The following is a 22,439-nucleotide window of genomic DNA, read 5'->3' as shown; positions in this document are numbered from 1 at the left end:
TTCGGGAACGGTTCATTTCGGAACAGTTGAACGTATATTATTCACCGTTATATTTCCATTTGTTTTTCTCAATACTCAGAACTGAAATACCATCAGCCTCTGGACTGGCTTGCGTTTCTGCAAAATGAAAGGTTCCAGTGATTCCCAAATACTCACCCAAATCTTTTTGTAAATAGTTCTGGATATCTTCTGAAGTCGTGTTTCCAGCTTTGATTGCCTCTATGACTACATTCATTCCGTCAAGAAGGTGTGCCGCAAACAAATCTGGTTCTCCACCTGAGAATTCATCCGCATATGCATCTCTGAATGCCAAAAGCTCTTCTTTTTGCTTTGATTCCTCCAGTTGGTCTACTACACTCAATTTACTTCCGATTACCATCACATTTTCGTTATCGTCTTTTACTTGATCTAAGAATCCTTGATTGGCTGCAGCAGTGCTTTGAATCATTGGAATATCAAAATCCAATGATTTAAAATTGCGTGCAACTACTCCAGCTGCAGGAGTTCTTGACCAGACGATCACAGCTTCGGGTTTAGCTTCTCGAATTTTTGTCAATTGTATGGTCATATCTGTTGCAGTTGCATCAAATTCTTCATGAGCAACAATTTCAATATTATTTTCTTTCGCCAATTTTTCAAAAGCTGGTAAACCAGTAACGCCAAATCCATCAGAAGCATTGATCCATCCAACTTTTGAAATCTGATTCTTTTTTAAGTACGCAACAATTGGAGTAGCAATGATATCTGTACTGTGCGACATACTATAAACATACTCGCTGTCTGATTCAATTGGAGCCACTGTCATTAAAGGCATTTTGTTCTCAATCGCTTTTGGCATGATAGCCATTGATGTACTGGATTGCGTTGCTCCAACAACAGCCACCACATTTTCTGATATTAGTTTTTCCATGGCAACAACTGCCTTAGTATCATCAGTTTCATAGTCATGTTTGATAATTTTGATTTTCTTCCCGTCAATTGGTCCTGCTTCATCCAACTGTTTTTGCAAAAGCTTGACTGTATTTGCTTGTGAGCTTCCTAGAGTGGAGGCAGGGCCTGTTTCCGCAATGATAACACCTATTTTAATTTCATCACTATTTTTAGCGCCTGACTCTTCTTTAGCATTGCTATTACTTTGATCAATTCCACAGCCAGAAACGATGAACATACATACTAGCCCTACAATAAGTATCCATTTCTTTTTGTACCATTCTTTCATGTTCAAAACCCCCTTATTTTTAAAAAAATCATCATAACCGGGTGCTAGAAATTTTTCCGCCGCTTTAATATTCCTAATATCGAGAATATTATTAATGAAATAAATAGAAAACACAGACTGCTTCCCCTCTCTTTATGAATGCGCTTTCATATTATCACTGTAAGTATAATAAAGGCCTAAGGTTATGTATATCCATAATGTGCAGGAAAACCAGATCCCGTATTCAACATTATGATGTACAAGATTTCCCCGATTCTCTGAACATAGCAATGAATGACGAGCAGTCTTGTCAATGCTTAAGGGTTTCTTTTTAAGAGTTTCCTCCCATTGCTTTTTTCCACATTTTGAAAAACCATGTCTTCAGTTTCTAGCTTCCCTCCCAGCAGCTAATATTTTGGAGAAAAGCTTTTGTTTTGAGTATTCTATTAACGTTTATGTCAAAAACCTCTTCTTTGTTTCATCTCATCCTTTAGCTTTAATTTGCTGATTTTCCCAGATGGAGTGACAGGTAAATCTTCCAAAAAAACAAACTCATCCGGGACCTTGTATTTTACAAATCTCTGTTCCATGTATTCCATAAGAGATTCTTTATTTACTTGGGACCTTTCTTTTAAAACAATACAAGCACATGTTTTTTCACCAAAAATCTCATCAGGGAGACCAATCACAGCAGCATGAACAATATCCGGATGCTGGTGCAGGCTTTCTTCCAGCTCACGCGGGTAAATATTAAATCCGCCGCGGATGATCATTTCTTTTTTTCTCCCAACAATCCGAACATAACCGCTTTTATCAATCGTCGCCATATCCCCTGTGTAGAACCAGCCTTCTGGATCAATAGCTTTTGCTGTCTCATCAGGCATATTAAAATAACCCTTTGTTATACCAGGTCCTTTACAAGCTAGTTCTCCAACTTGTCCTGCTTTACATGTTTCCCGATTCTCATCTACAATTTTGATCTCCACTCCAGGGATTGCCCGACCAACCGTTTCAGATCGAAGTTCATCTTTATCATTAAAATCTGTAATGGTAAGTGTGGCAGATGTTTCCGTACTCCCATAAGCAATAAGCACATTACAGTTCATCTCTGTACGGATTCTTTGAACAACTTCTACCGGACATGGAGCAGCAGCCATCTCTCCCGTACGCAATGAGCTTAAATCATATTTGTGAAAGTCGGGATGATTCAACTCCAAAGTAAACATTGTCGGCACACCAGGGTGTACGCTTACCTTCTCTTCTTCTATCAGTTCCAAAGCTTTTGAAACAGAATATTTTTCCATAATAATTAGCTTTCCTCCGCAGCAAGCTGCCCGCAAAATAAATGTAATACCCATAATATGAAAAAGAGGATTGGGGATTAAAAAAATATCTTCTTGGCTGCATTGCATGACTTTTCCAGCGGACATAGTACTGTAGAGCACATTTTCATGTGTCAGCATTGCTCCTTTTGGACGCCCTGTCGTACCAGAGGTAAACATAATGGCAAATAAATCTTCCTTCGGTTCCACAAAAACTGCTTGATTATCCCTGCCGCTTGTCATGAACTCCGTGTAAGAAATAAAATCTTTTTCTTCAAACCCAACAGAAATCAACATTTTTAAGCTATCAATCTCATCATGAAGTTCCCGAAAATACCCTTTTTCTCCGCAAAAAATAACCTTAATCTGTGATTGTTCAACGATATACGTACACTCTTCTTTGCTAAAAAAAGGATTAATTGGAATCATGACAGCCCCTACACGGGCAATGGCATAAAACGCGACAATAAATTCTGCCGAATTTTGTAATGCAATCCCAACACGATCACCACTCTGAACACCAATATCGATTAGTTTGTTTGCGAGTTTCGTCACATCTAGTTCAAGTCCTCCGTAAGTGATTCGTTTCTCTCCGATTACAATGGCCTCTTTGTCGTAATATTTACTGACAGTTTCTTTTAACGTATTGCTTACATTTAACGTTTTTTGCAATTGATTCATCTTCTCACCCGTTTTCTCCTGCATTATGTACTTTAATTATTGTTCAATATTATAGCGCTTACAAATTGGTAGAAATTCTCTTGTCTGCTTTCTAAGGATATCGTTTCAATCTATCTCTATTTTATTTTTACAAACCGCTTCATCGAATGCTTAATGTCCAATTATTCTCAAATACCTGAAATCAATCAACAAGCTTATCGGCAAATCATTCTATGATTATATGAAAAATCGTTATGCCCAGCCAATAAATCTTTAATACTCGTACTCCAATTCCTAAAAAAAAGCATCCGGATAGGCTACAATCCGAACACTCCTCATCATTGCCCTACCATCAAGTGTAAACAGGCTTTTTCAATAAATGTTGTATTTTGTTCTTTGTAATCTTCTTTAAAGGCAGTCTTCGTAATTCCGCAATTTGGGATTTATTGAAAATGTGTGCACTCAACGAACTAGCTTCAACCCCTTCGCAAGTCTTTGTTAGTGTTTTCTAAATTATAAAACTTATATCTAAGATAATGTACATACACTTTGTAGGAAAAATAAGACATACATTCAACATCTATTATCCAATGTCCCTTGTATTTGCGCTCAAATTTTATCGAGATTGCTTGATCCGCCGGAGGCTTTACCTTTATTCAGCTGGGGGTTTGCGACCACTTCATGATTTTTTGCTTTTTTGAACTTGTTGTTGGTACTCTAGATAGTCTGGGAAAAAGCAGTTAAAAGTTGGCTTCCATTGGCCTTTGTACAAAGATTATTATAGAACTAAAAAAAGAACCGGGATGCCCCGGATTCATTACAATAGACTATTGCATTGTTATTTTGCTTACTTACTACATTTTTATAATCTTACGAAAGCAAAGATAGAGTTGTTCTTTCATTTTTGCCAGCGTAATGAACCATATATTTATTAGGCATAGAAATCGGTCGGAATAGGCCCAAAGTTTCTACGATGATACAGCATAGGATCTTTATCTGCCTTATCGATATCGAGCACCTTGCCGATCAGAATGGTATGGTCTCCAGCCTCTATCGTTTTAAACGTCTCGCACTGCAATACAGCAAAGGTATCTGAAATAACCGGAAGATCATGTTCAGATGATTTCCAATGACAGTTTTCAAAACGATCTATATTCTTACTTGCAAAGGTCTTACAAAGGTCTTTTTGATCCCCTGTTAATATATTAACAGCAAATTTTTCTGCATTTTTAAACACATCTAAAGAAGAAACAGAATGATCAATTGACCAAAGAATCATTAAAGGATCTAACGAAACTGACGCAAATGAGTTTACTGTAAGCCCAACAGGAGTTCCTTGTCCATCCTTTGTTGTAACAATAGTAACACCCGTCGGATAATTACCCATGACTTCTTTATACAATGTTTGCTTGTCTATACTTTTTTGCATATTAGTCATCACCTTTCTATACGATATTTCAAATCCGTATATTAATGAAGCAGAGAAAATGCATTTTTTAAGCATTTCCTATAAATACGCCTTTGCGTATTTGGTATTTGCACACAGATTTTATCGAGCTCCGTTCGATAAAATCCCTCTGAAGATCTGTGGTATCCCCGGAGGTTTTAAGATGACCTGATAGTATCTTTCCCTAACGAGAATTCGCTTTTTCTTGCTTTAGAGCAAGTTCTGCAGCTACATCAACGATCATGTCTTCCTGTCCTCCAACAACTTTTCGTTTCCCTAATTCAATCAATATGTCACGGGCATCTACATTAAATTTCTCAGATGCACGCTTGGCATGCAGCAAAAAGCTTGAGTATACGCCTGCATATCCCATAACCAAACTATCTCTAGTAATCTCTTGAGGTTGTGGCAAGATTAGCGCTACAATTTCTTCAGCAATGTCCATCATCTTATAAATATCGATCCCGGTTTCAATATTCATGCGATCAAGGACTGCGGCTAACACTTCAGTCTGTGTATTACCTGCACCTGCCCCCAAACAGCGTATACTTCCATCGATTCGAGTTGCTCCTTCTTCCAATGCCGCCAATGTATTCCCCATTGCTAGAGACAAATTGTTATGTCCATGAAAACCGATATTAACTTGTAATTTATCTTTCAAAGCACGAATTCTCTCTTTTACCTGATGTGGCAATAAGGCTCCTGCCGAATCTACGACATATACAGTATCTGCCCCATAATTTTCCATCAGTTTGGCTTGTTCAACCAATTCTTCCACCGTCGCCATATGAGACATCATGAGAAATCCTACTGTCTCCATACCGAGCTCTTTTGCTAAGGCTATATGCTGTGGCGAGATATCCGCCTCCTTGACATGTGTAGCTATTCGCGCCATCTTTACCCCAAGTTTAGCCGCTTGCTTTAATTCTGATTGTGTACCGATTCCTGGCAAGAGTAACACTGCAATTTTGGCCTGTTCGCATACATCCACGGCACCCTCGATCAATTCCATTTCCTCTGTCAACGACCGGCCATACTGTAATGATGAACCACCTAGGCCATCCCCATGGGATACTTCAATATAAGGAACATTTGCTTTATCCAATGCTTGGGCTAATCTTCGTACCTGCTCTAACTTGTACTGATGGGAGATGGCATGACTTCCATCACGTAGCGCAACTTCAGTAATATAAATATCTCTTTTTGCACTCATTGTTGAACCCCCACTTTAGCGCCAAATTGATTTTTCGCAAATTCCTCAGCTACCTTCACCGCAGATGCTGTCATAATATCCAAGTTTCCGGAATATGCAGGCAAGTAGTCACCTGAACCTTCAACTTCCAGAAAAACAGTCACTTTATTACCATCAAAAATCGGTTCTGTACGCATACGATAGCCAGGTACATATGATTGTATATAAGCTACTATCTCTTTGATGGATTGAGTAACCCTCTCTTCGTCCATCGTTCCATCAGCAACTTCTGCATATACAGTATTACGCATTACAATCGGTGGTTCAGCAGGATTTAAGATAATAATTGCTTTCCCTCGCTTCGCTCCCCCAATTTTCTCGATAGCACGAGCTGTCGTTTGCGTAAATTCATCAATATTTGCACGTGTGCCGGGTCCAGCACTTAAACTTGAAATAGTTGCTACAATTTCTGCATATTCCACCGATGCTATACGATTGACAGCATGAACGATTGGAATGGTTGCCTGACCTCCACATGTAATCATATTAATATTCTGTTTATTCAAATGCTCCCCAAGGTTTACTGACGGTACCACAGTTGGACCGATAGCTGCTGGAGTCAAATCAAGCACCTGCTTGCCAGCCTTTTTTAAAATTTCTGCATGGTGAATATGCGCCTTTGCCGATGTCGCATCTATAACGATATCAGCTAAGTCTGACTGCTCCAAAAAACCATCGATGCCATTATCAATGGTGGTCAAGCCTCTTTCTCTTGCTTTTCTCAGTCCATCTGACTCAGGATCAATACCAATCATAACCGATGGTTCCAATATGTCTGATCTCAACAGCTTAAACATCAGGTCGGTTCCTATGTTTCCCGAACCTAAAATAGCGGTCTTTACTTTTGGCATTTGGTTTTTCTCCCTTTCTTTTTTACTTTGTATAGAGCATCCACATATCGATTCTTTCTTTTCCCGCCCTTAATTTCGTGAAAATTTAACATTCACTTCTCCTAACTGATCAATTTCTATGCTGAACGTATCGCCAGGCTGTGCATCAACTGCAGCTGAAAGGGCACCTGATAAAATGACTTCACCAGCTTTCAGGACAATACCGAATTCATGCAATTTATTAGCTAGCCAAGCCACAGCATAAGCGGGATTTCCAAGAGCCGCTGCTCCAACACCGGTATTTACAATTTCACCGTTCCTCTTGAGAACCATGCCGACTTTAAGTAAATCGACGTCTGAAACTTGTATAGCTTGACCACCGAGTACATATAATCCACAAGAAGCATTATCTGCAATCGTATCTGGAAGTTTGATCTTCCAATCTTTTACCCGACTGTCCACTATTTCAATTGAAGGTAAAATGTAATCAGTTGCACGCAAGACATCTTCAGTTGATACAGTGGGACCGACTAAATCCTCTTTTAGCACGAAGGCAATTTCACCTTCCACCTTTGGTTGCATAACTCGTGAAAAAGGAATTTCATCACCATTTTCCACAAGCATCTCATCCAATAAATGCCCGTAGTCCGGTTGGTCAACACCTAGCAACTTTTGCATTGCCAAAGAAGTTAATCCGATTTTTTTCCCAATAATTTTTTGACCATCTTTAACCTTCTTATCTATATTGTGCATTTGAACTTGGTACGCTTCTCGAATGCTTAGTTCTGGCTGAATTTTTGTCAAAGCTTGTACACCCTGTCCAGTTTGTTCCGCATCCCATAAATAGTCTGCCAATTTTTCTATACTATTGCTTGCCATACCACAAGCCCCCTCTCTACAGAATGGAGTCTATTTTGACTTTCTTTAGATCAAAAAGATTTTTCCACAATCATTTCTGTCTCCACTCCACGAAGTTCTTCCTCTTAAACTCTTCACCCCAAGCAAATATTACTTTCATCATTTGTTTGAGTGAACTACAAGATAAGTTTGGTCATGCCCTATTTTCGATATTACTTTGTCTTATAATCTGGAGATATTCAATTCATAATCTCGACTGTCAAATAAATCAAATGTGCCCAGATTTTATCAAGCCCCCTTCGATAAAATCTGAGCATCCGCTGGAGGCTTTCACTTTATTCAGCCAGGCTTTGCCCCCCACCGAATGGAGTACCAATATGCATAGAAGTGGGAGAATTCTGCTGAATGAAGTTAAACTACTCAGTTCATTGCTTAAGGCTAGTGATTATTTTCAAAAAAGAGATTCATGGTGACCCATTCACACTATCTGTATTCCACCCTAATAATTTATTAGCTTCATTGAACAATTGGCGTATTCGACTTGATGAAATAACCTCACCTGATTTACAAAGTACCAGCTCTAACATGTGAACAGAAAACTGTTCCCTTAATAGGTCGACATTTCCGGTGCGGTTGATACCAAATCGAAAGTCACTTCCAATCCATATACCTTTAGGGTTCAATTCCTGAAGTTCGTCAAAAAATTGTCCAGCTTCTCGCGAAGCATACTGAGAATCAAATGGTGCAACAACAACATGTTGCGCACCTAAACGACTAAGCCTGTCTAACTTCTCCGGCAAAGGGGTTAGAAGTCGTACTTTCTGGAAATATACCTTTGGCGGAGGATCAAACGTGTATAAAACCAAAGGTACTTGAAGGCTCTCTGCTTGACGACGTGCATTTAGAATTAATTCTTGATGCCCCCTATGCACACCATCGAATGCTCCTATTGCAATAACGGAAGCTGACAATTTTAACGAGTCGCAAGTGTGAATTCTCAATTTAGATCACTGCCCCTTACTGAAAAAATGTTAATGAAGGCCTACAACCCAAAACCATTCGAATGATTACATGATTGCTTTTTCATAAGTCAACAAAATTAAACTTTGAAGCAAATTACAACTCATTCAAGATAGATCCTGGCCAGCTTCTTTAACAAATCTCTGGATTCATTCATCATTGCATTTCCCACATAACTTTTTTCATTAGGTTATTTTCCCAACCGTATCATACTAACTTAACGTTGAATTAAGAAGATCTATCTTCAGTCTCTTTCTTCTACAATTAACCTTTGTAAAAACTTAAGAAAGCCTAAAGACTATAATCATCATGCTCTTAATATCAACCAATATTATAGGGGAAGTGAAATCCCCCCTAAATTAGGGATATTTCACTTCACACTTTATAGGAATAATGTAAGCCCCTTATTCCTATACCAGGGTAGTACTTAAACCTGTTTCTACCTCTAATAGCAATGGAACTAGCAACAATCCATGAATTTTCTATGGAATCTTTCTTTAAAAAAAGTACTATTAAAGCGGAAAATATTTTTAAGCTTCCGTTGTTTGATCCATAGCGTGATTATCCCGGTGAGGAATATAATCTGTAGGACCCCATAGCGTGAGTCCAAGCGCCAATTCTTCTTCTGTCCATTCAACTGGCTCCCAATCAGGATCAAAAATGAGATACCCGTTGCTAAACAATTCCACACGGTGACCGCTACCAGGATCCCTTACATAAGTGAATAGCGCCTGACTAATACCATGCTTTCCAGGTCCTTGATCCGGAGTAATCCCATGCTCTCGTAAAATATCGCAAGCTCTGAGCACATCTTGGGCATTGTCTAACCAATATGCTACGTGATGAAGTCTTGCAGGTGTTGGTGCATTGGGCTCCGCCATTACAGCAATATCGTGAACAAGCGGTGTAACACTCATCCATCCACTAATCACTTGACCATTATCTAGTCGAATATACTCTCGCATTTTAAAACCTAGTTGTTCTGTTAACCAATTATGAGCACCACCTGGATCATGTGAAGTCCACACATTTACATGATCAATTCTGCGAGGAGAGATACCCCGATTCCATGATTTATGTGTTTGATTCTTCAATACTGATCGTTCTCCTTCAGGGGCAAGTGGCTTTTCTACATCATAGTATAATTCTAAATTATGCCCAGTTGGCATTTGAAAGCGAATTGCATCCCCTTGACCTGTTTCTTGTCCTTTCGGAAGTTTCTGAACCTCTGTACCGGATTTTTTTAATAGATGCTCAAATAATTCCACATCCTCTGGACGCTTCACTCGCCATCCAATATGATCCATATACGCCCGATCACCCGCTTTAAGAATAAGGCTGTGATGTTCAAACTCCCCATTCGCTCGCAAATAAACTGTATCACTTGACCGCTCAGTGATTTCCAAGCCAATAACATCATGAAAAAACCAAAGTGATTTATCTAAATTAGGAGTTACGAGAGAAACATGTCCTAATTTTGCAATTTCTGGATTCATTTTCTTTTACCCACTTTCAGCGTTTATAGTATCGAATACGCCTTGGCGTATTTGCGCCCAGATTTTATTGAGCTTGGCTCGATAAATTTCCTCTATGCATTCATCTACCACCTATAAGTAGTGGGAGACTTCTGCTGAATGAAGTTAAATAAAGTCTTTGTTCGGTTCCAATCCACAGAGCGATCGACCATAGGTTTCTAATTGAGATGAAGGCAAAATCGCTCCATGAACGTACATCGACCAAAAATCACGAAAGACTCGCTGTAATGGATTACCATTATAAATATAAGATCCTCCGCTGGCGCCAATTAGAATATTGAGAGCTTCTTTACAATATTCAACAGCGATTCCCATGTCTCCATTTACTTTAATTCTGGTATCAGCATCCATATATTTACCACTTTCAGCAAAGGCATCAAGTTCATCAGCAACACGATAAAAATGCATAGCTGCCGAATCAATTTTTAATGCCGCTTCCGAAAGCTGCAAATGAGTAACAGGAGCTTCGTCTTGTTTATCGTAAAATGTATAGCTAATCCGGCGATTTGGAAGCCTTTCCATAAATATATCCAAAGCAGCCCGTGCCAGTCCCAAAGCCGGAGCAGATAATGACAAGTTGAGTGCTGGAAAGAGCGCAGTATTATATAATGACTGATCGCGAAAATGTTTCGATTGGAAGTTCCCATTTTTCGCTTCTGACAAGGATACAGCACGGCGGTCAGGAATAAATGTATTCCTTATTATGACACCATGGCTAGATGTCCCTCTCATACCTAGCGTATTCCAATCATCACCTATTTCAATATCTTTAAAGGGTAAAGTAATCAATCCGTGGTCTACAACAGCACCGGTCTCATCGACAAGTGGCATCCCGAAGTATCCCCATGTTGCATGAACACTGCCAGAGCAAAACATCCATCTACCCTCATCAATGAAATAGCCTCCCTCAACACGGCGAACTTTAATTTCACGCGGTTCAAATACTCCAGCAAAAACAACATCTGTTCCTGGTCCATAAATCTCTTCATGAGTTTCTTCAGAGAATGATTCCGCAATCATTAATTCACGAATGTTGCATAAGGAATATACCCAACCAGTCGATCCGCACCCCCGAGAAATCTCAACAAGACAATCCAAATACGTTCTGATATTCGATTGATGACCGCCATACCTTGTAGGGCGAAGAATTTTGAAAAGCCCTTCATCTTTTAAATCTTGAATGATATCTTCTGGTACTCTTCGAAGCTCTTCAGTTTCGCTGCCCCGTTCACGCAATCTAGGAACAAAACTTTTTGCTTTTTCTACAAGCTGCTTATTGATTTCCAGTAAATCAGTTTCTAAAAGATCTTGTTTCATAAGTTAATTCCCCTTTTTAAAAAAGATTTATAGCTCTCCTCCCAAGAAATCCAATACAAGCTTTACAAACTCGTCTTTTCGTTCTGCCTGTACCCAATGTCCGCAACGGTCAAAAATATGCAATTGGGCGTTTGGCAGATGCTTTAAGAATTGGAGACTAGCTTCAAAGGGAACAAAGCGATCATCACGCCCATGAATAAGGAAGAATGGATGCTCCATTCTCCTAAGTGCAGATGGAGGTATGGTCATATATGGAGGATTTTTAAACATAGATTCATATGATCTTCTAACTTCTGGACGCATAACCTCTTGGTAGCGTTCCTCCGTTATTACTTTTAACTTGTCACCAAGCACTTTCTCATCGTACACAAACCATTTAAATAAATTTTCTAGTGCTGTAGGGGTCGGGTCATTATAAAAATTAGCCATCCTATACAGCTCTGGTGTCGGCTCTGTTGAAGCGCCCGCACTTCCCATCAGAACAACGCGTTCAAATCGTTCCGGTATATTCATAATGAGGTTAAGAGCAAGAGCCCCTCCCATGGAATTACCCACTACATGAGCTTTATCAATTCCAAGCTCATCCAACAAAGCTGAGATTTGATCAACCCTTTGACGCATCCATCCCAACATATCTGTTGGCGGTGCTTCTGGATGATCTGTACTGCCGAACCCTTGAATATCAGGAGCCAAAACATGGTATTGCTCACTAAAAACAGGCAAGACATCCTTCCAATTAGATTGTGCAGTTGCCCCCGGGCCCCCGCCATGAAGAAATATAACCGTTTCTCTGTTTTGCTCTCCCCCTTCATAAAAAACTGTTTCATAATCCCCAGTTTGAACTTTTTTGGTTGAAATGATTGACATGTAAAATTCCTCCTGTTCTGTTGAAATACAAAGTTGACTCTACTGAATACAATTTAAGCGTTTTCAATCAGCAATATCACTGCCTTGATTAAATTATAGGCAGTGATATGAAATGAAAACTAGAGACAAAATCATATGAAATAATCCAATAGTTTAGTAAGTTTTTTCTAGTTTTACTTTTGAAATACAAAAAACAGCTCAACAATGATAGAGACAATCATTTGTTGAGCTGTTTTTTAAACTTAACTTGTATTTCGGTTTATTCTATTTTTAATTCTCCCAACGCAATTAATGCTTCCAATATTAAAAACAATTGATGGCTATCTTCAGGATTACGTAGATCCTTTTGAATGGCAGCTTCTATTTTATTTATCCGGTATAACAGTCCACTCATCGATAACGATAAATCTCTCATTGTCTGCTCCAACCTTCCACCATTAGACAAAAATACATAAAGTGTTTTAATCAATTTATCATTTTGAGATGCATTCTCATACATGGAACCCAACATGAGATTCGCCATTGATTTAACAGCGCTCGCATTCGATGAATTAATTAATACCCCTACAATCCCCAAATCATCAAAAGAAATAACTTGCTTTGTTGTAGTCATTCTTAATGCTAACAATGCTTCATCGTAATGTTGTGGTGCAGATTCTATTTGCTTTCCCTCCGTACTGATGCCAACTTTAAACTCACATTTTTCAAACGAACTCTCTAAATATCTTAGGAAATCAGCGAATAACTCTAGCGTATGATTTTGAACATTATCAGCTTTATTAACTAAAAAAACAAAATTTCCCTCACGTTGACCAATCAATACGTTTCGCTTTATTTCTTTAAAATAGACAAAGGTTGCCTCTAGAATTTGTTCATGGAGTAGAAACTCTTCATTCATATCATCTGCTTGTCTATTAATGTAACCTAATGCGATAATGTGAAATGGTTGTCCCAGATCAATGTTAACGTACGTTCCACGCTTAAGGATTTCCTTTCGAGATAAATACTGTTCATTTAATAACTGTTCTAAGAAATTTCCTTTCATTCGTTCAAATGATTCAAAGCTTGTTTTCTCATTCAAAAGAAATAAAGAGATGGCATTAGCAACCCTTTCAAGTATCATTTCGTCATTTTCTTGATATTTATTTTTACCTTGACTGTAGATGAAAGTACAATATCCGACTATTTCTTTCCTTACCATAACAGGTATAATTAAACGCTCTTGAAGATTTGTACCTAGCACAATATTTGTTTCTAAAGAGGACAATTCAAAACCTGTATCTTTAAATAATTCGTTCTGCTGTACGTACTCATTAAAATCCATTTCCAACCTTAGATACTCTATCTCCGTCAATCCTGAATAGGCAAGCGGACGAAAATTTGCATCATGGATCATACATGGATTTTCGGAAATCTCATGTACGACCTTAACAATGGACTGTAAATCATTACCATTGATAATTTCCTCTGTTAGCCTTTTATGAATATATGACACTTTCGTAATGTGATTGCGCTGGTCTAGCAGTTGCTCATAAGTATATTCCAGTTCTTTTACAATTGGAGTTTGATAATAATATTGTAACTCGTCCTGTATATCATCTTCCCAAAATTCTTGTGATTTTACGATCCAAGTGCATTTTTCATCTCCCATCCCCACACATGAGACTTCCTTTGCTATAACCGTATGATTACATATAGTCGTTAAATATCCATTTAAATATCCAATATTTATATAACAAACTGGTGTATCAGAAACAGTCAGATGTTTTATATGCTCTTCTGCCTCATAAGATCCGATCCATGTTCCTTTTCCTTTAACAGATTTTATTGTTTGATCATGATTTAATTCAAAATCTGCTTCATAGATAATACTATTTATATATCCGTTCAAGTGGTGATAAACAGGTCCTTTTTTTAGTAGACTCTCCAGAGAAGAATCAGACGCCATTTCCTTTTCTGCATCGCTGATACCCATTTCCCATCCATACCTGAGCAAAAATCCCTTCATCCGTTTCATGCCTATATTTTTAATTAGCTCTTTCCTTAAAATCCCAAATGCAGAAGAATAAATATGTATGGTGCGATCTTTCTGCTGATTTTGAGTACTGTCCGATTCCCCTGACACATTAATGATCATAGTTGAACACCCTTTCACTTTTTTATAATCTCATTCGAAATGTTTTACTTCTTAAAAGCTTCTACTTTTATTTTGAAGAACGTTTTGCTCCTAGAAATACCGATAGCTGATTCCTAATAGAAAACAACTGCAATTAATAATTTTTCAAAAAAGATATTTTTCAAAAGGACGGTGCATTTATTAATTATCAGGGCTAGGGGATCACCTGTGCCTCTCTTTTTGGGATTTTAACAATCTACGTAAACGTTTACAATTATTTCATTCTTTAAAAACAGGTTTCCTTCATTGTACAATATTTTTTATACTCTACGCCGTTATCGATAAATGTTTAGGCCTTCGGCGGATACCACAGATTTTATCCAATAGCAAAAACGATCAAAGCATTACAAAAAAATGAATTAAAAGCCGCATAGACTACCCTGTGCGGCTAAATATAGTTTACTTGCTTTTATGATATCCGTAGAAAAAATCAGAAATTTCATAGCTGTGTGGTGTATGAGCTTTAAATAGTTTATCGCGCATGATTAATGTTAATGGGTCTTCTGCATGTAAAAATCTTCCCCATAATCTTGCATTTGTTTGTACTTTAGCTGTGCGAGGAATTCGTTCTTCCTCGTATTTCTTAAAAGCAGTCGTATAATTATCGTATTGCTTTAAATTATCCGCTAATACAGTCGCATCTTCCAATGCTTGACAGCCCCCTTGTGCCAAATACTGAAGCATCGGATGGGCAGCATCGCCAAGAAGCGTAATGCTTCCTTTTGTCCAATTATCCAATGGTAAACGATCATACATCGGCCAGCGGATCTGACGCTCGATAAACGAAAGCGCCTTCTCAACAAGTTGATGTCCTCCTTTGAAACGCTGATCCATTTCTTCTGGAGTACCCCAATCATCGGAATCTGGTTTATAGTTATAGGACTTAAACACAACGACCTGATTGTACAATTCTCCCCTGCGTACAGGATATTGCACAAGATGTAAGTTAGGCCCAATCCACATAATCACATCATCCATATTAGCGTCCGAAACTTCCTCAATCGGTATTGTTCCTCGATATGCTACATACTCTGAGCATACTAGTTCATCATTGGAAAATAGCTTTCTTATATTAGATTTAAGTCCGTCAGCACCAACTGCCCCTTTTGCAGTAAAAGTTTCACCGTTTTGATTAGTAACAATGACACCGTTTTCACTTTCTTCAGCTGTTTGGATAATCTGGTCATTATATAGTTTGATTTGATCAGGATTCTTTTGACATGCTTTCAATAGAACGCTGTGCAGATCTGAACGGTGTACAACAATATATGGATAACCGTAACGTTCTTTAAATTCCTCTCCTAAGTCTAACGTTGCCAACTCTTCTGCAGTATAGAGATCTTTAAGAACAAGCCTCTTTGGAAAAACTGCCACCTCAAAAATATCGTCCAAAACGCCAAAGCGGTCTAAAGCTGCAAGGGCATTTGGTGCAAGTTGAATTCCTGCGCCTACCTCTCCAAATTCAGGTGCTTGCTCAAGCACTGAAACGCTTTTTCCTGATTCAACAACTCCCAAAGCAGCGGCTAACCCGCCAATTCCTCCACCTACAATAATTACATCGCTTACATTATTCATTCAAACCTCTCCTCCTTGCATGATTTTTTGTGTATTCCACTAAAAAAGAACAGTGTACACTATTTATGGAATCACTTTAAAGTATACTCAAGGAAATGTCAATCTATTTATTAAAAAGAGAATTGCTTTTTTTTTAAGAATAATACTGATACACTTGGACTCAATATTATCAACAAGAGGGAGAGTAACATGACAAAACAAACAAAGAACAAGGGAATACAATCGCTGGATGTGGGAATTTCCATCCTGGATATTTTCCTTAAAGAAGGAAAGGCTTTAAAATTTTCTGAAATTCAATCGTTAAGCGGAATAACGAAAAGCAATCTGTACAAATATTTGTACACTTTAACACAAAGAGGAATTGTATATCGGGATCCAATCGAAAATACATATATGCTCGGAAACCGTTTAATCGAATATGGAAATGCTGCATTAAATGAATTTGATGTAATCAGTCGCGTAAATCCTTTTTTAAAAGAAATAAGCGACCATACCTCACTTACAAGCCTACTTGCAGTTTGGTCACATACAGGTCCTGTAATAGCAAGTATTAGAAATGCAGATTACGGAATCAATATCGGGGCTCAAATGGGTGCTACTTTGCCGCTGAATTCTTCATCTGGAAAGATATTTTCAACCTTTAGACAGAACAAAAATCAAAATTGGGAGTCAAAAGAGCTTAATCAACTGACAAAAAAAGAAAGAGATGAAGTCCTTGCAGAAAAAGAAAAAATAAAAGAAGAAAAATTTACTCATTCAACAGAACCATTGATTGAGCATATCTCTTCTTTTAGCGTTCCTCTCTTTGATTTTAAACGTGAGTTAATAGGAGCACTAACTGTAGTAGGCTATACGCCTCTTATACCTAACAATCCGAGAGATGAGACAAGCCAATATGTTATCAAGACGGCTCTGAAAATATCAAAATCCTTCGGATTTATAGAAGATCACCGTTAATTCTTCCATATTACTAAAAAACAAATTGACAGGGATATGATTTGTTTATACAATAAGTGAAAATGGTTCACTAGTAGTGGATATGAATATTCACCCACTAATAAAGAACCACGAGGAGGAATGAAGGTGAGCAAGTTTACAAAAATGAAGGCGCTTTTAAAAACTTCTATTATCGCCTCAGCTTTACTGGCCCTTGCTGCTTGTGGCGGTGGGAAGGCTTCAACAGATGAGTCAAAAAAGGAAACAAAAACATTTAAAATCTCTCACGTAACACAGGAATCCCATGTGTGGCATAAAACAGCCGAAAAGTTTGGTGAAGAATTGGAAGCGCTGTCTGATGGCAGAATGAATGTGGAAATCTTTCCTGCCTCCCAGCTAGGTCTTGAGAAGGACATGGTGCAGCAATTAGAAACAGGTTCACTAGATTTTGGTTTTTTAACCAATGCTTACATGAGTACACGCCAGGATTCATTAAATGCTTGGTTTATGCCGTTTACCTTTCAAAGCCTGAAAGAAGCGGCTGCAATGAGAGAATCTGATGCAGCTAAACAGATGCTTGAAGAGCTTGATAGTCAAGGACTTGTCGGAATGGACTTCATGTTTGCAGGTAACCGCCACGTACTTCTTAAAGACGGAGCTGTTCAGTCTCCCGCTGACTTGAAAAGCAAAAAAATAAGAATAATCGGAAGCCCAGCGATGCAAGATTTCTGGGAAGAAGTAGGCGCTGGCCCTACTGCCATGCCGCTTCCGGAAGTATATACTTCACTGCAAACAGGTGTCATCGATGGAATTGATATTGATTTGGACGCACTTGTCACAGAGAAATATTACGAAAACGCTGAAAACTTAACATTAACAAATCATATGACCTTCCCCACAGTTATCGTCATGAGTAAACAAGTATTTGACGGTCTTACGGAAGAAGACCAAAAGATTGTTCAGGAAGCCATGAAAAATGCAGTAGATTGGGGAATTGAAGAAGCAATAGCCCGCGAAGACAAAAACCTTGAAGAGTTAAAAAAATTAGGTGTTAACGTTCAGAAACTAAAAGACACGCCTTCATTTGATTCTATTACAAAAACCATTACTGACAAATACAAAGGCAAATCCGAGGTTATTAAATCTTTCCTCGAAGAAGCAAAAAAATAACGGGGGAATAGCTATGAAACTGTTAAACCGATTAAGCGATCTGATCTATCAGATTGAAAAACTATTGGCTATAGCCTTTTGTTCCGCCATGCTGATTTCATTATCAGCTGGCGTTCTTTATCGTTATGTCCTCAATTCACCACTAACTTGGTCGGATGAAACAGCGATTTTTTCTCTTATTTGGCTTACCTTTATCGGTGGCAGTATGAGTATTAAACGGCAAGACTCTGCTGCTGTTTCCATTTTTATGGATAAATTAAAAGGCAGGCCCCGCCAGGCTTTGTTTGGAATTGGGATAGCTGTACTAGCAGCTTTTCTTATGTATATTTTTTATTTAGCGCTCACTTGGCTTTCCTCCCCTAACATCGCCATCCAGCGCTCCAGTTCCATGGGGATGCCGATGATTTACGCTTACGTCAGCATTCCGGTGAGCTTTTTGTTTATGATGATCCATACCATTGAATTATTCGTCAATAATTTCAAAAGCAAGGAAGGAGGAATTGAAGCATGACAATTGCGCTCCTTATTTTTATCGTGTTATTGCTTTTGCAGGTACCGATTGCATTTGTCCTTGGTATTACCACGATTGCTTATATTCTTCTCGCTGGAAATATAGAACTTATGGCAACTGCCCCGCAGCGGCTTTATTCTGGTCTTGAGAGCTACGGTTTGCTTGCGATTCCTCTTTTCATGTTGGCCGGGGAGTTGATGAATTCTGGGGGCATCACAAAAAGACTTATCAATTTTTCTAAGTCTCTGGTGGGCCATTTCCGAGGGGGATTAGCATACGTCAACGTCATTGCCAACATGCTTCTTGCTTCCATTATTGGATCGGCAACTGCACAAATTGCAATGATGAGCCGGACAATGGTCCCTTCAATGGAAAAAGAGGGATACTCAAGGGAATTCAGTGCTGCTACAACAGCATCTGCCGGACTGTTAGGACCGATTATCCCCCCAAGTATGTTATTTATCATTTATGGTGTCCAATCGGGGGCTTCTATCGGAGACATGTTTATGGCCGGCGTATTTCCCGGTGTCTTGCTTGCCATTACATTTATTATTCTGATTGGCTATACTGGATCAAAGCAAAAGTGGCCAACTCAAAGGCGTGCTCTCTTTTCCGAAATCATCAGTTCATTGATAAAAGTAATCCCGGCACTCCTGGTGCCTGTCATCATCGTTGTCGGCATTTTAAGCGGTGCCTTTACACCAACAGAATCCGCAGCCATTGCTTGCGTTGTAGCGCTTGTTGTAGGCTTTTTCTTTTACAGAGAACTAAAAGTGAAAAACCTTCCGTCTATCTTTGTAAATACAGCAGTAACTACAGCTACCATTACTATGCTCATTGCAATGGCCAATTTATTTGGCTGGATGCTTTCTTTCGAGAGAGTACCGCAAAATATCGCTACCTGGATGGTATCCTTAACTGAAAGCCCGCTATTATTCTTGTTAATTGTAAACATATTCTTGCTGATTGTCGGCATGTTCATGGACGGAATTGCTGCATTAATTATCCTTGTGCCTATTTTCGCGCCACTAATTGCGAACTATGGAATCGACCCTATCCATTTTGGTGTCATTATTTGTATCAATCTTACAATCGGATTATTGACGCCACCGGTTGGTGCAGGCTTATATATCGCCTCTTCTCTCGGACAAGTCAAGCTCGAACGACTCATAACAGCTATTTGGCCATTTTTAATCGCTTCACTTATTGCATTACTGATTATCACATATTGGCCTAGCTTGACACTTTGGCTACCATCGAGCATGAAATAAAGTGATTTATGAAGAACATCCCACAATATTCAGTTATAACAAGAAAAAACCAGCCGCCTTGTGACCTTGGGGCCAAGGCGTATCCTCCTCAAGCACCCCCTATGATTCGACGGCACTAGTACTTCCTGTACTTCGCAGCTAAACATTGAAAAAGCTTCCTTTAAATAAAATTTATCATTACAATTGATACTTTCATTACTCGAAATAAATAAACTGAGGCTGGGACATAACTAAAAAGATCAACCTAAAAGACGAATGATTTATAGAAATTAATAGCTTTAAACAAGAAAATGGTTCTGTCCCAGCCCCAGTCTTTCTTATTTTAGTTTCCATTTATGCCTCTTCCTTGAATTTTCCGAGGGAAACAACACTGCCTCCAGATTGGCCGTGTAGAGCGGTCTCAATAACAAGGTTCTTTCCATCAGATTGCCTCGCCCTCTGCCAGGTTTTGCCCCACCAGTAAATATTCAACTATATCAAAATTTCTTTCTTTTTTGTGTTATTGTTAAAATACTTATGAACCTACTATATTCGGGAGAATAGCCATGAAAAAAATTCTGATTATTGACGATGAAAAAGATCTCTTGGATACCTTGAAAGCTACTTGGGTATCTTGTTTATACCGCAGAAAATGGATGTGAAGGTTTAAAAAAACTTAAATATGGGCCTGATCTAATCATCTTAGACGTTTTTATGCCAGAAATGGATGGTTTTTCCTTCTGCAAAGAAATACGTAGTCACATAAACGTGCCAATTGTGTTTCTTTCAGCAAAAACTGATGAAGACAGTAAAGTTGAAGGACTGGCAGCAGGTGGTGACGACTATTTAATTAAACCTGTCAGCCTAAAAGAGCTTTCGTATCGAGTTGAAGCACATCTTCGCAGAGAACAGCGCAAAACGTTTCCATCCAAAGTCGCCTTTTTTGGGAATATAGCCATTCATTATGACGAGAAGAACGTATCAGTGAACAATCAGTCCATTCCCTTCACCAAAACTGAATTTTCAATAATCGAATTGTTATCTAAAAATTCCTCCACGACTTTTTCAAAAGATGAGATTTATGATTATTTATGGGGTTATGATAAAGATGGCGATTCAAACATTATTACTGAACATATTCGTCGCATTCGGAAAAAATTTAGGGATGTAACTGATCGAGAGTTAATCAATACAGTTTGGGGGCAAGGATATAAGTGGATTGGTTAGATGAGATTATCACACGTCTTTTTAGCAAAAATCGGAACCTTAATCGAACCTTGTTTTTGTACTTGTTTATTGGGATTATCATTACGGTTATTGCGACAGGTCTAACCTATTCTATTTGTGTTGGGTGGGAACGACTTATTTTAGATGATAATCAGCCACTAGAACACTACTTTGATATTTTCTCATGGCAAGTTCCTTCTATTATTCCTAAAAATGTCGAATCTTCCATTAGAATACTAGAATTCATCAAAATTTTCAGCCCGATAATCTATGGTTTGTTAGCTGTCTTTTTGATTACAAAACTCTTTTATAAACATAGAATTGTACAGCCTTTAGAAATCATTGAACACAGCATTCAGCAAATAAAAAAAAGAAATTACAATCAGCCGCTTTATTTCAATACGTATGATGAATTTGAAGGTACCGTTCAAGGACTAGACAGTCTCAGACAAAATTCAAGATCAAAAGAAATGGAGTTATCAAAACTTCACCAAGAACAGAGAAAAATCAATGCCGCTTTTTCCCATGATTTACGCACTCCTTTAGCAATCATCCAAAATAATATCGAATTACTGGAAGAACTTTATCATCAAGATCGTCTGACAGGGCCTTTTTTTGATAAGTCGGTAACTAAAATCAAAAACAGCGTGAATCGGCTGGTTGATTTTTCTCAAACCATGCAAGAAATTCAAAAGATTGACGAGATACCATTGGAAAAAACACAGCAGTCACTTTCTCACATAGAGGCGCACCTTCACGAATTTGGAAAAACTTTATCTGAGAAAAAGCTCTCCCTGCAAACAGATTACCCTTCTGAATTGAAAGCAAATTACGACATCCAAGTAGTTGATGAGGTGATGCAAAACCTGTTAAGTAATGCGTCCCGCTTTGCTGCAACAGAAATAGAAATTACCATGCAGGCAGATGAAAAATTCCTATGTATTTTTGTAAAAGATGATGGCAAAGGCTTTTCGAAAAAAGAATTGGAAATCGCTACTGATCCCTATTATTCCCACAATAAAGAAAGTCATTTTGGCTTAGGTTTAACCATCTCTGAAATACTAACCAAAAAACATGGTGGTGCCTTAAAGCTGTCCAATAGTGTAGATGGCGGTGCCATTGTAACTTCTATTTTTTCACTAGAATAATCTCCATTATCTGAGAGCATCGCTTTCGGATTTTTTGTTTTGTAGATAATTTATAGATATTTACTCAACTTTCGCAGAGAGAAATTGGCAAATAAGCCTTGATGTAGTTGGGAAGGCCAGAGAACCACTGCTCAAGTTGA

Annotated in this window: 18 protein-coding genes and 1 pseudogene; 7 read left to right on the top strand and 12 right to left on the bottom strand. The window is 38.4% G+C overall.

Annotated features, from left to right (window positions below):
• Positions 1 to 37: 37 nt before the first annotated feature.
• The 12 genes from H9631_RS01495 to H9631_RS01440 form a co-directional block, all read right to left on the bottom strand.
• Complete coding sequence (locus H9631_RS01495) at positions 38 to 1,219, bottom strand: ABC transporter substrate-binding protein (protein ID WP_191809488.1); 1,182 nt, start codon at positions 1,217 to 1,219, stop codon at positions 38 to 40.
• 437 nt (positions 1,220 to 1,656) lie between these two features.
• On the bottom strand, positions 1,657 to 3,201 hold the full coding sequence (locus tag H9631_RS01490) for a class I adenylate-forming enzyme family protein (protein ID WP_191809487.1): 1,545 nt from the start codon (positions 3,199 to 3,201) through the stop codon (positions 1,657 to 1,659).
• Positions 3,202 to 4,111: 910 nt separating this feature from the next.
• A complete protein-coding gene (locus H9631_RS01485) occupies positions 4,112 to 4,609 on the bottom strand; it encodes a flavin reductase family protein (RefSeq protein ID WP_191809486.1) in 498 nt (165 codons plus the stop codon).
• Between the two features lie 202 nt (positions 4,610 to 4,811).
• The gene (dmpG, locus tag H9631_RS01480; RefSeq protein WP_191809485.1) at positions 4,812 to 5,840 is read right to left on the bottom strand and encodes a 4-hydroxy-2-oxovalerate aldolase; all 1,029 of its coding nucleotides are present in this window, start codon (positions 5,838 to 5,840) and stop codon (positions 4,812 to 4,814) included.
• Entirely contained in the window at positions 5,837 to 6,730 is an 894-nt protein-coding gene (locus tag H9631_RS01475; RefSeq protein ID WP_191809484.1) for an acetaldehyde dehydrogenase (acetylating), read from the bottom strand. The genes dmpG and H9631_RS01475 overlap by 4 nt, the downstream gene beginning before the upstream one ends.
• 69 nt (positions 6,731 to 6,799) lie before the next feature.
• Positions 6,800 to 7,588 carry a 2-keto-4-pentenoate hydratase gene (locus H9631_RS01470; protein WP_191809483.1) on the bottom strand — a complete coding sequence of 263 codons (789 nt, stop codon included), beginning with the start codon at positions 7,586 to 7,588 and terminating at the stop codon, positions 6,800 to 6,802.
• A 443-nt stretch (positions 7,589 to 8,031) separates the two neighbouring features.
• A complete protein-coding gene (locus H9631_RS01465) occupies positions 8,032 to 8,568 on the bottom strand; it encodes an FAD synthetase family protein (RefSeq protein WP_191809482.1) in 537 nt (178 codons plus the stop codon).
• 549 nt (positions 8,569 to 9,117) lie between these two features.
• The gene (locus tag H9631_RS01460; protein WP_191809481.1) at positions 9,118 to 10,083 is read right to left on the bottom strand and encodes a VOC family protein; all 966 of its coding nucleotides are present in this window, start codon (positions 10,081 to 10,083) and stop codon (positions 9,118 to 9,120) included.
• Positions 10,084 to 10,227: 144 nt separating this feature from the next.
• Positions 10,228 to 11,439, bottom strand: a complete 1,212-nt coding sequence (locus H9631_RS01455; protein ID WP_191809480.1) for an acyl-CoA dehydrogenase family protein — start codon at positions 11,437 to 11,439, stop codon at positions 10,228 to 10,230.
• Between the two features lie 27 nt (positions 11,440 to 11,466).
• Positions 11,467 to 12,306, bottom strand: a complete 840-nt coding sequence (locus H9631_RS01450; protein ID WP_191809479.1) for an alpha/beta fold hydrolase — start codon at positions 12,304 to 12,306, stop codon at positions 11,467 to 11,469.
• A gap of 259 nt (positions 12,307 to 12,565) precedes the next feature.
• On the bottom strand, positions 12,566 to 14,443 hold the full coding sequence (locus H9631_RS01445) for a XylR N-terminal domain-containing protein (protein ID WP_191809478.1): 1,878 nt from the start codon (positions 14,441 to 14,443) through the stop codon (positions 12,566 to 12,568).
• Positions 14,444 to 14,881: 438 nt separating this feature from the next.
• Complete coding sequence (locus tag H9631_RS01440) at positions 14,882 to 16,057, bottom strand: FAD-dependent monooxygenase (protein WP_191809477.1); 1,176 nt, start codon at positions 16,055 to 16,057, stop codon at positions 14,882 to 14,884.
• Positions 16,058 to 16,246: 189 nt separating this feature from the next.
• On the opposite strand from H9631_RS01440, the gene H9631_RS01435 reads away from it, so the two are divergent.
• The 7 genes and pseudogenes from H9631_RS01435 to H9631_RS22670 all read left to right on the top strand — a co-directional run bounded on the left by H9631_RS01435 (position 16,247) and on the right by H9631_RS22670 (position 22,299).
• Entirely contained in the window at positions 16,247 to 17,014 is a 768-nt protein-coding gene (locus H9631_RS01435; RefSeq protein ID WP_191809476.1) for an IclR family transcriptional regulator, read from the top strand.
• 126 nt (positions 17,015 to 17,140) lie between these two features.
• The gene (locus H9631_RS01430) at positions 17,141 to 18,163 is read left to right on the top strand and encodes a TRAP transporter substrate-binding protein (RefSeq protein ID WP_318246755.1); all 1,023 of its coding nucleotides are present in this window, start codon (positions 17,141 to 17,143) and stop codon (positions 18,161 to 18,163) included.
• 13 nt (positions 18,164 to 18,176) lie between these two features.
• Entirely contained in the window at positions 18,177 to 18,674 is a 498-nt protein-coding gene (locus tag H9631_RS01425; protein ID WP_191809475.1) for a TRAP transporter small permease, read from the top strand.
• Positions 18,671 to 19,945 carry a TRAP transporter large permease gene (locus H9631_RS01420; RefSeq protein ID WP_191809474.1) on the top strand — a complete coding sequence of 425 codons (1,275 nt, stop codon included), beginning with the start codon at positions 18,671 to 18,673 and terminating at the stop codon, positions 19,943 to 19,945. Before H9631_RS01425 ends, H9631_RS01420 begins: the two co-directional genes overlap by 4 nt.
• Positions 19,946 to 20,611: 666 nt before the next feature.
• Positions 20,612 to 20,752, top strand: a pseudogene (locus tag H9631_RS22675) (response regulator); the annotation flags it as partial.
• A 156-nt stretch (positions 20,753 to 20,908) separates the two neighbouring features.
• Positions 20,909 to 21,151: a winged helix-turn-helix domain-containing protein gene (locus H9631_RS22555; RefSeq protein ID WP_318246760.1), complete on the top strand. Its 243-nt coding sequence runs from the start codon at positions 20,909 to 20,911 to the stop codon at positions 21,149 to 21,151.
• Positions 21,139 to 22,299: a sensor histidine kinase gene (locus H9631_RS22670; protein ID WP_191809473.1), complete on the top strand. Its 1,161-nt coding sequence runs from the start codon at positions 21,139 to 21,141 to the stop codon at positions 22,297 to 22,299. The genes H9631_RS22555 and H9631_RS22670 overlap by 13 nt, the downstream gene beginning before the upstream one ends.
• Positions 22,300 to 22,439 lie beyond the last annotated feature (140 nt).

Origin of the sequence: Bacillus norwichensis (assembly GCF_014836955.1) — a bacterium.
In the GTDB taxonomy this organism is placed as follows: Bacteria; Bacillota; Bacilli; order Bacillales; family Bacillaceae_C; genus Siminovitchia; species Siminovitchia norwichensis.
The sequence above is the reverse complement of the archived record's forward strand: the minus strand, read 5'-3'. Positions and strand labels throughout refer to the sequence as shown.